The following is a 7,711-nucleotide window of genomic DNA, read 5'->3' on the forward strand; positions in this document are numbered from 1 at the left end:
GAAATCTTTTGGCAATACTTATGTTTTTTAGACAGGCTTCGCATGGACCGACAAAAGAACTACCCTGCCGAGCGGTAACCTATTCGTATGCCGATGGAGACCCTCAACGGAACGGAACTGTACTACGAGCACTCGGGCGACGGACGGCCGATCGTCTTTCTCCACGGCGTCTTCATGGGGAGTCGGTTCTTCATCGAACAACAGCCCCTCTCGGAGTCCTATGAGATCGTCACGCTCGATTTTCGAGGACACGGTCGCTCCAAAAAGTCGGAAACCGGACACACGCTCCCAACGTACGCCCGCGATCTAGAGGCATTTCTGGACGCGAGAGATCTTGATGACGTCGTCATCGTCGGTTGGTCAATGGGATCGCTTGTCACGTGGGAGTACGTCAACCAGTTCGGGACGGATCGACTCAGCGGGTTCGTCAGCGTCGAGCAACAGCCGCTTGACCTCGAAACGGAGGGCTACGAGCACGGTGTCTTCGGCTTTGAGGAACTTCGGGGGCTGATGGAACTGGCACAGACGGATCCGCACGGACTTGCCGAAACGTTCATCGACCAGATGCTCGCAGAGAAGCCGTCCACGGAGGTCGAACGGCTCCTGTTCGACGAGATCTCCCGGGTACCGCCGGCGATCAAGAGCTCGATCTTATTCGATCAATCCGTCCGCGACTATCGCGACGCCCTCAAGCGCGTCGACGTGCCGACGCTCGTCTGTCTCGGCGAGGACGAGACGTTGCTCGAGACGGCCGGTGTCGAATACGTCGCCGAGCACACGCCGGATGCCGAAATAGCGCGGTTTGTCGACAGCAGCCACTGCCCGTTCCTCGAGGAACCCGAACGATTCAACAAAACTCTCTCGTCGTTCGTCGATTCCTGTTGAACGCCCGTGTGAAAAATCGAAGGAGGAGCCGACCGTGTGGCTCTCGGTCCCCCGTACGCAGATGCTGACCGCTCCGCCGGCTCACGGTAAAAAACGCGAAGAATGGGTGGACCCGAGGTGTGCCCGGGCCGCTCGATACGGGGAGTCCCGCGTGCCTCCTCCACCCCGCAACCCTGCGGGCGACAGCTGTCCGCGGGCCCGCTGCTCACTTCCGTGCCTGGCGGATTCCCCGCGGTTAACCGCGCCCGAACGTCCCTGCAGACGCCGGCACGCGGACCGCTGCCCTCGCAGGACGAGGCTTCGACGTTAGCTTGCGGGGCCCGCACCGGTTGGCCCGGACGTGCCCCGGATTCGGTCCCCGCTAAAGACCATAGCGCGGGTTGTGAGCGGGGCCTAACCGCCCGACCTAGTCCACTTGACGGTAGACAGTTACCGCATAAGGGTCTTTCGTCTCGAAATCGCCCGCTGTCGGGCGGTCGGAGAGCGAACCGAACGAAAGCGAACGAGAATAGAGGGGCACGTCCCGCGGCCGCCGCTTACTCGCCGGCGACGGGGCCGTCCGCGACCTCGATGCCGCCGGTGATCGTCCGGTGGGGATAGGGGAAGTCGATCCCCGCCTCGTCGAAGCGGGTCTTCACGCGCCTCACGTACTCGCCGCGGGTCTTCACGAAGTCGGCCCGAGAGGGGTTTTCGATCCAGATTCTCGATTGAAGACCGACCGAGGAGTTGCCGAGTTCCGTCAACCGGACCGACGGCTCGGGGTCGTTCATGATGCCGTCGTGGGCGCGGGCCTCCTCGATAATGATGTCCGTGGCGGCCTCGACGTCGTCGTCGTAGCCGATGCCGAAGACGAACTTGAGACGGAGTGTGTCGGCGTCGACGGGGTTCTTGACGACGCTATCGGTGAGTTGGGAGTTCGGCACTGTCAGAAGCTCGTTGTCGAAGGTCCGAAGCCGGGTGATCCGGAGGCTGATGTCCTCGACGACGCCCGAATTGCCGTCCCACTCGATCCAGTCGCCGATCTTGAATGGCTTCTCGGTAAAGATGAACACCCCGGAGACGAAGTTCTTGAGGACGTCCTGCATCGCAAAGCCGATCGCGAGGGTCGCGGCCGCGGCGATTGTCGCAAGCGACCGGAGGAAGTCGTCGTAGCCCGCGACTCCGAAGGCGATTGTGATCGCGACGAACAAATAGAGGAGCCACACCACCTTCTGGATCGGGGTCTTGGCGTGGCGATCGAGATTGCGGGCGTTGAGGACGCGGTTAAGAAGCGGTAACACGGCCCGCTTGCCGACGAGGTAGGCGACGACAAACGCGAGGAGAAACAGCGCGCCGCCGACGATGACGTCGCCGGCCGATCCGGCGATTCCGGGCGGCAGCCCGAGCGACTCGAGTGTGTTTCCGAGCCAGCCGCTGGCGCCGTTTTGTAGCAGGATCATCGACGGAACACCGCGGTGTGCCCGCGAACGTCGAGGATTTCGGCCCCCGTCCGGTCGGACAACGCCGCGGCGAGTGACTCCGTCGTTGTTCCGCCGCGGGCGGCCCGAAGGAACTTCACCTTCACCGCCTCCCTGTCAGCCAACTGATCCGCCAGTTCATCAACGACCGGGTCGATCCCCGACTTTCCGACCCAGACGGTCACATCGAGGTCGTGAATATCAACAGCGTTCTCGTTCGACATGCCCCCCCGTTCGACGGCCGGTTATAAAAACCTGACACACATGCGAGTCGGGTATTGCTCTCCGGGGTCGTCAGCCCGACCCGTACGGGTAGCGGGCGTGTTCCCCACAGTCACAGGTTACGACGACGTGGCCGCTTCGGGTCCGGACGCGCGCGGTTCGGCCGGGGACGAGATACGCATCGCAGCGATCGCAGCTGAAGCGTTTGAGTCGTCGCGGCAGGTCGGTGCGGTTTCGTTCGGCGAGTCGGCGGGCCCGCTGGACGTACCGCCGGGCGAGATCTGACTCGCCCGAGCGGGCGGCTTCTCGGGCCAGATCAGCCAGCCGTTCGATGCGTTCCTCGACGACGCTCACGCTATCGGCTTTTTTCGACGGACACAAAACCGTTCCGTAACCGTCGCTGGCGACGGGGAGCAACACACACACGGCAGTACGAAAACGGCGGCCAGTCGGGGGGTCAGCTCGCGGCGACGTCGGTGTCGCGGGCGGCGTGTTTGGCCTCGAGGACGGCCCCCGCAGCGAGTTCCCAGGCGAGTGATTTGACGTCCGCGTCGCCCTCGGCGTCCACGTCGATCCCGGCCGAGACGACCGATCCGGCGGGTGGCTGGACCGCGACGGTCGCCTGCAGCCCGCTGTCGCCGTCGGCGATTTCCCCGCCGACGACGAACTCGTCGGAGAGCAACTCTCGGGTCGAAGAGGCGACTCTGACGAGGTCCTGACGGAGGGTTCGGCGGTGCTCCGGGGTCGCCTTCGCGTCGGCGGCCGGCGCGCCTGCGTATGGCGTGTTTCCGTGCATTGAACGGCTCAGAATACAGGGCACGCGGATAAAAACCCGTCGACCGGTGTGGGCAGCGGTATCGTCCAGCACCACCCAATCGGGAGCCATCGTCGCTACAGGAGCGGCGTGCTCTCGCCGTACACGGCGAGAACCACAGCCGTCGCGTACCGCTCCGGGTCCGGTTCGGCGACGGCCGACACCCGGCCGGTCTCGCCGAAGTCCCACTCACGGAGGGTCCGGCCAGCTGCGAGCCCCTGATCGACCCGCTCGGGGACCGCCTCGGGATCGGTCCCGGAGGCCTCATAGAAGATGCCCGGCCCGCCAGGGGCCCTATCCCACCCGAGGCTCGCGACGGCCGGGTCGGATCGGCCGGGGGCGACGGTCGCCCGCCCCTCAACGACGGTCAGGCGCTCGCCCGCGGGCCCGAGATCCGGAGCTTCCTCGACGACCTCAACGGTCGCATTCGCCGGGATCACCGAGGAGACCGAGACGAGGTTGTAGTTGTGGATGTTCGCGGCCGCGAGCGCGGCATCGTAGGCCGCCATCGCCGTCGCTCCGCTCGCGGTTCCGCGGACGATTCGGATGATACCCATCGCTCAAGAATCCGCGGTCAACGAACAAAAGGGCCGGGATCGAAGCCGCCGCGATCGCGGTGCGTGGGTTCCGGGAGCGGTCCTCTCCCAAGCAGGACAACCGAACGCCGGGTCTCACCGCCGCGCGATTTCGGTGTGACTGCTCAGGGAAGATACGTCGCGAGGAAGTCGACGATCCGATCAAGCGCCCTGTTTATCTCCTCTTCCTCGCCGTCCTCGTCGCCGTCGTCCCCGGGCGACTTTCCTGTCACGGTGACCATGTCGGGCCGTGGGGTTCTGTACCTTCCGTTCGGGGCAGTGACTCGAAGCGGATTTTTACCCATCGCGCGGTTCATTTCCCGTCGGAGCAAATGTTCGGCCGAGCCGTCCCTGATTGGCTCGTACTATCATGGATATCGATCAGTTCAAGACCCAGCACGCACCGACGGAAACCGACGAGACGTTCGAACTAGAGAACACCTACACGCTCGATGTCGCTGTCGACGGATCGGCGATGGCGAAGGCCGGTGCGATGATCGCCTACACCGGCGATCTCTCGTTCACCGGCCAGGCCACGCCCGAAGGCGGTATCACCGGCTTTCTCAAGGAAGCCGCGACCGGCGAAGGGACGCCGATCATGAACGTCGAGGGGGCTGGCCACCTGTACCTCGCCGATCACGAAAAGAAAGTCCAGATCATCCACCTCGGCGCAGACGACGCCCTCACCGTCAACGGCGAAGACATCCTCGCCTTCGAGTCACAGGTGGCCTACGAAATCGACAGAATCGACAGCCTTGCCGGCGCGTTCGCGGGCGGGTTCACGAACGTCTACCTCCAGGGGCCGGGGCACGTCGCCCTCACGACCCACGGCGACCCACTCGTCATCGAGCCCCCAGTCTCGACCGACCCGAGTGCCACCGTCGCCTGGAACCGGACGTCACCCAACATCGAAGTCAACAACAACCTCTCGGACATGATCGGCCAGGAGTCCGGCGAGCGCTTCCAGATGGATTTCGAGGGACGCGAGGGATTCGTTGTCGTCCAGCCCTACGAAGAGTTGTGACGAACAGAGGGCGGGCTACCGTCCGATCTTCGATCGCGAGACGCTGACGCCACCGGGCGTGATTATGAGTTGGTCGTCTTCCTTTTGTACGATGTCGCCGCCGACCTCGCGGGCGACCTGTTTCAGTTCGTCCGTGATGTGCTCCATCGTCCGGTCGCTTGTCGTGTGCCGGATAATATCGGCGACGACGATATCGCCGTCGTAGACGGCGTCCTTGATATCGATGACGTCGTTTTTCTCGCTAATCTCGGCGAAGCGAATCTGTACCTGCGCCGCGGAGGCGTTGGCGTCGAAGTCGTCGACATCGAGTTCGACGTAGTCCTCGGTGCTGGCCGAGCCACCGCCGAGGAGCTTGCTCATAAGTCCCATATTGTCGACAGCGGTTGCCGGTGGCATAGGTCTTACGTCCGACTCAGCCCCTTTCGGGGGGGACTCTACACATGGAACTCATAGAGCTCGTCGCCGACGTGATGTAGCGACTTGACGACGCGGCCCGAGTCACCGACCATGTCCGGTCCGTCGGTTTCGGCGCGGCCGACCGCCAGTGCCTTGCCGTGGGCCTCCTCGACGATGACGACGAGGTCGCCGGGAGCGATGTCGTCGGTCGCCTCGGTGATGCCGGGGCGCATCACGTTCGCGCCGTCGGAGACGAACGAGATTGCCCCCGAGTCGACGGTGACGACGTGGCCCTCGGGTGGGTGGGCGTTAGCACCCCGGACGGTCACGAACAGGTCGCCGTCGAAGGAGGCGACGAGCGGGTCACCGTCGACGAGAACGACCTCTCGGTCGACATCGGCAAACTCGACGCGCTCGTAGCTGTCGCCGTTAAGATCGATCCCGAGTTGGTCGGCGAGAGCGGCCTCCAGGTCGTCGATCTCGTCGGACCGGAGGTGGTGGCGGGATTTCACCTGCATACGTTCCGTTGGTCGCTTCACCGATTAAAAACCGCTGGTCCGCAGCGTGGATTCGAACGTAGTCCTTTTGCGGCGACAAGGCGTTCGAACGCGTATGAGCGATTTTGATCGAGAGGCCGAACGCGAGAAACTCCGCGAAAAGTACGAGCGGGACAAACAGAAACGGGAAGCCTCCGAGCGAATGAGCGAACTCCTCCTCCAGGGGGCAACGATGACGAACCGCCACTGTCCGGAGTGCCAGTCACCGGTGTTCCGCTACGACGGCCGGTCGTTCTGCCCTACCTGCGAGCGGGAGATCACCGAGGACGGCGAACTGCTCGGCGACGAGGAACCGGAGACGACGGCCACGGACGCCGAGGCGAACGCGGGCGAGTCGACCGACCCCGACGCCGGGTCCGCGGCCGACCGCGAGGGTGGCGATGCCGCGACCGACTCGAAGGCGGAGGCCGAGGCGGACAGTCGACCCGACCCGCAGTCCGAAACCGCGACGAACCGGACCCCGGAACCGGCCGCCGAGGGCGACCGAAAGGCCGGCGGGGAGCGCGCCGAGGCGACCGGGAGCGCCCCGCCGACTCCCTCGCGGGACCGTCGCCCGGCCCGCGTCGACCCGCCAGCGACGAGCGACGCGGAGCCGCCCGCCGGCCGTTCGGGGTCGGACGCCGACGCCGGAGAGGGGGAGCGAAGCCGAACGCGACAGCGGGCCGAGAAGACGCGATCGGAACGCGGGACGCTCCGGGACGCCGAACGGACGCTCGTCGAGGAGGTCGCCTCGCTCACCCAGCGGGCCGAGGAGACGCGCGACGTCGGCCGGAAGCGCGACCTCCTGGCGGCCGCCCGCGAGGCCGCCGAGACGCTGGAGGCCGTCCGCCGTCTCTGAGACGGCTCAACAGACGGGCTTCGGATCGACGCCCATCCCCTCGAGGGTGTCGGCGTACTCGTCGTAGGCGACCCCGATGGCCTCGCTCGCGGCCGCCGTCGCCGGATCCGAATCCGAATCCGAATCCCACCCCTCGAGGTCGACCAGAAGCGTTGCCCCGCGCTCGGCCGCCGCGTCGGTTTCGGCCCGGAGCTCGCGGAAGGCCTCGGCCGCGGCGGTGTCGCCCTCGTTGACGAAGAAGTTGATCACCTGCAGGAGCGTCCGCGAGGCGACGAGCGGGCGGGCGACGAGGCCGGCCGCGACGCGGGGGAGCGTCCCCTCGAGGCCGCGGAGGTGCTCGTGGAGCGCGTCGGCGGGCGGGTCCTCTGCGCTCCCGCCGAGCTCGGCGATCCGGCTGTAGTGCTCGCGCTCGCGCTCCGCGGCGGTCCGGAACGCCGCTGCCGCGCGGTCGGTCGGCTCGTCGTCGGCCCACGAGTCGAGCGTCTCGACGGCGCGGGCCTCCGCGGCGGCGGCCGCGTCCAGTACGTGATCGGCGTCCAGTCGCGCGGCCGTCTCGGCGACGAGCGCCTTCTCGGAGCCGAGGCGGTCGAGTTCGGTCGCGTTCGACGCCCGGACGGATTCGAGGAACGCGGTCGCGTCCATGTGCTGTGTTGACGGCGGTGCCACACAGTTCTGTCGGCGGACCGTTCATATCGACGGAACGCATACTGCCTCGCATGTCCGAACCGTCGAAGTCCGTCTCGCCGGCCTCGCTGGCGGCGGCGATCGAGGCCGGCGAGCGAGTCGCACTCCTGGACGTCCGGAACCGCGACGAGGTCGACGCCTGGCGGATCGAGGGGCCGAACGTCGAGTCGACGCACGTCCCGTACATGCGGTTCGTGAGCGCGGGCGTGACCGGCGACGTCGGGTCGCTCGTCGACCCCGAGGAGTCGTACGTGGTCGT

11 protein-coding genes, 1 other RNA gene and 1 pseudogene are annotated in these 7,711 nt (G+C 65.9%); 4 read left to right on the top strand and 9 right to left on the bottom strand.

Annotated elements, in window-relative coordinates; translation table 11 throughout:
- The first annotated feature begins 87 nt into the window (after positions 1–87).
- Positions 88–885, top strand: a complete 798-nt coding sequence (locus ACI944_RS09245) for an alpha/beta fold hydrolase (protein WP_411718759.1) — start codon at positions 88–90, stop codon at positions 883–885.
- 104 nt (positions 886–989) lie between these two features.
- Here ACI944_RS09245 and ffs read toward each other — a convergent pair.
- From ffs to ACI944_RS09275, 6 genes are all read right to left on the bottom strand, one after another.
- Positions 990–1,302: signal recognition particle sRNA (ffs, locus tag ACI944_RS09250), an RNA gene on the bottom strand.
- 119 nt (positions 1,303–1,421) lie between these two features.
- Positions 1,422–2,324 carry a mechanosensitive ion channel family protein gene (locus ACI944_RS09255; protein WP_411718760.1) on the bottom strand — a complete coding sequence of 301 codons (903 nt, stop codon included), beginning with the start codon at positions 2,322–2,324 and terminating at the stop codon, positions 1,422–1,424.
- Entirely contained in the window at positions 2,321–2,566 is a 246-nt protein-coding gene (locus tag ACI944_RS09260) for a YhbY family RNA-binding protein (RefSeq protein ID WP_411718761.1), read from the bottom strand. The genes ACI944_RS09255 and ACI944_RS09260 overlap by 4 nt, the downstream gene beginning before the upstream one ends.
- A gap of 70 nt (positions 2,567–2,636) precedes the next feature.
- Positions 2,637–2,918 (bottom strand): ribonuclease P protein component 4, encoded by a 282-nt coding sequence (locus ACI944_RS09265; RefSeq protein ID WP_411718762.1) that lies wholly within the window; start codon positions 2,916–2,918, stop codon positions 2,637–2,639.
- A gap of 103 nt (positions 2,919–3,021) precedes the next feature.
- Complete coding sequence (locus ACI944_RS09270; RefSeq protein ID WP_411718763.1) at positions 3,022–3,360, bottom strand: DUF5811 family protein; 339 nt, start codon at positions 3,358–3,360, stop codon at positions 3,022–3,024.
- A 95-nt stretch (positions 3,361–3,455) separates the two neighbouring features.
- Positions 3,456–3,935, bottom strand: coding sequence for a pyruvoyl-dependent arginine decarboxylase (locus ACI944_RS09275; RefSeq protein ID WP_411718764.1), 480 nt, complete (start codon positions 3,933–3,935; stop codon positions 3,456–3,458).
- Positions 3,936–4,323: 388 nt separating this feature from the next.
- On the opposite strand from ACI944_RS09275, the gene ACI944_RS09280 reads away from it, so the two are divergent.
- Positions 4,324–4,977 carry an AIM24 family protein gene (locus tag ACI944_RS09280; protein WP_411718765.1) on the top strand — a complete coding sequence of 218 codons (654 nt, stop codon included), beginning with the start codon at positions 4,324–4,326 and terminating at the stop codon, positions 4,975–4,977.
- A gap of 15 nt (positions 4,978–4,992) precedes the next feature.
- Here ACI944_RS09280 and sepF read toward each other — a convergent pair whose 3' ends face one another.
- Entirely contained in the window at positions 4,993–5,346 is a 354-nt protein-coding gene (gene sepF, locus ACI944_RS09285; protein WP_411718766.1) for a cell division protein SepF, read from the bottom strand.
- 65 nt (positions 5,347–5,411) lie between these two features.
- Positions 5,412–5,891, bottom strand: coding sequence for an RNA-binding protein (locus tag ACI944_RS09290; protein ID WP_411718767.1), 480 nt, complete (start codon positions 5,889–5,891; stop codon positions 5,412–5,414).
- Between the two features lie 94 nt (positions 5,892–5,985).
- Here ACI944_RS09290 and ACI944_RS09295 point away from each other — a divergent pair, with 94 nt between their 5' ends.
- Positions 5,986–6,768: an Sjogren's syndrome/scleroderma autoantigen 1 family protein gene (locus ACI944_RS09295; protein ID WP_411718768.1), complete on the top strand. Its 783-nt coding sequence runs from the start codon at positions 5,986–5,988 to the stop codon at positions 6,766–6,768.
- 6 nt (positions 6,769–6,774) lie between these two features.
- Here the strand turns inward: ACI944_RS09295 and ACI944_RS09300 are convergent, their stop codons facing one another.
- Positions 6,775–7,410: a hypothetical protein gene (locus ACI944_RS09300; protein ID WP_411718769.1), complete on the bottom strand. Its 636-nt coding sequence runs from the start codon at positions 7,408–7,410 to the stop codon at positions 6,775–6,777.
- 74 nt (positions 7,411–7,484) lie between these two features.
- Here ACI944_RS09300 and ACI944_RS09305 point away from each other — a divergent pair.
- Positions 7,485–7,711, top strand: a pseudogene (locus ACI944_RS09305) (MBL fold metallo-hydrolase); the annotation flags it as partial.

Source organism: Natronomonas sp. (genome assembly GCF_046710025.1).
GTDB lineage: Archaea > Halobacteriota > Halobacteria > Halobacteriales > Haloarculaceae > Natronomonas.

Bases quoted from the DNA above. Each gene is read 5' to 3' on its own strand.
- ACI944_RS09245 (WP_411718759.1), top strand. From the start codon at position 88: ATGCCGATGGAGACCCTCAACGGAACGGAACTGTACTACGAGCACTCG.
- ACI944_RS09255 (WP_411718760.1), bottom strand. From the start codon at position 2,324: ATGATCCTGCTACAAAACGGCGCCAGCGGCTGGCTCGGAAACACACTC.
- ACI944_RS09260 (WP_411718761.1), bottom strand. From the start codon at position 2,566: ATGTCGAACGAGAACGCTGTTGATATTCACGACCTCGATGTGACCGTC.
- ACI944_RS09270 (WP_411718763.1), bottom strand. From the start codon at position 3,360: ATGCACGGAAACACGCCATACGCAGGCGCGCCGGCCGCCGACGCGAAG.
- ACI944_RS09275 (WP_411718764.1), bottom strand. From the start codon at position 3,935: ATGGGTATCATCCGAATCGTCCGCGGAACCGCGAGCGGAGCGACGGCG.
- ACI944_RS09280 (WP_411718765.1), top strand. From the start codon at position 4,324: ATGGATATCGATCAGTTCAAGACCCAGCACGCACCGACGGAAACCGAC.
- sepF (WP_411718766.1), bottom strand. From the start codon at position 5,346: ATGGGACTTATGAGCAAGCTCCTCGGCGGTGGCTCGGCCAGCACCGAG.
- ACI944_RS09290 (WP_411718767.1), bottom strand. From the start codon at position 5,891: ATGCAGGTGAAATCCCGCCACCACCTCCGGTCCGACGAGATCGACGAC.
- ACI944_RS09295 (WP_411718768.1), top strand. From the start codon at position 5,986: ATGAGCGATTTTGATCGAGAGGCCGAACGCGAGAAACTCCGCGAAAAG.
- ACI944_RS09300 (WP_411718769.1), bottom strand. From the start codon at position 7,410: ATGGACGCGACCGCGTTCCTCGAATCCGTCCGGGCGTCGAACGCGACC.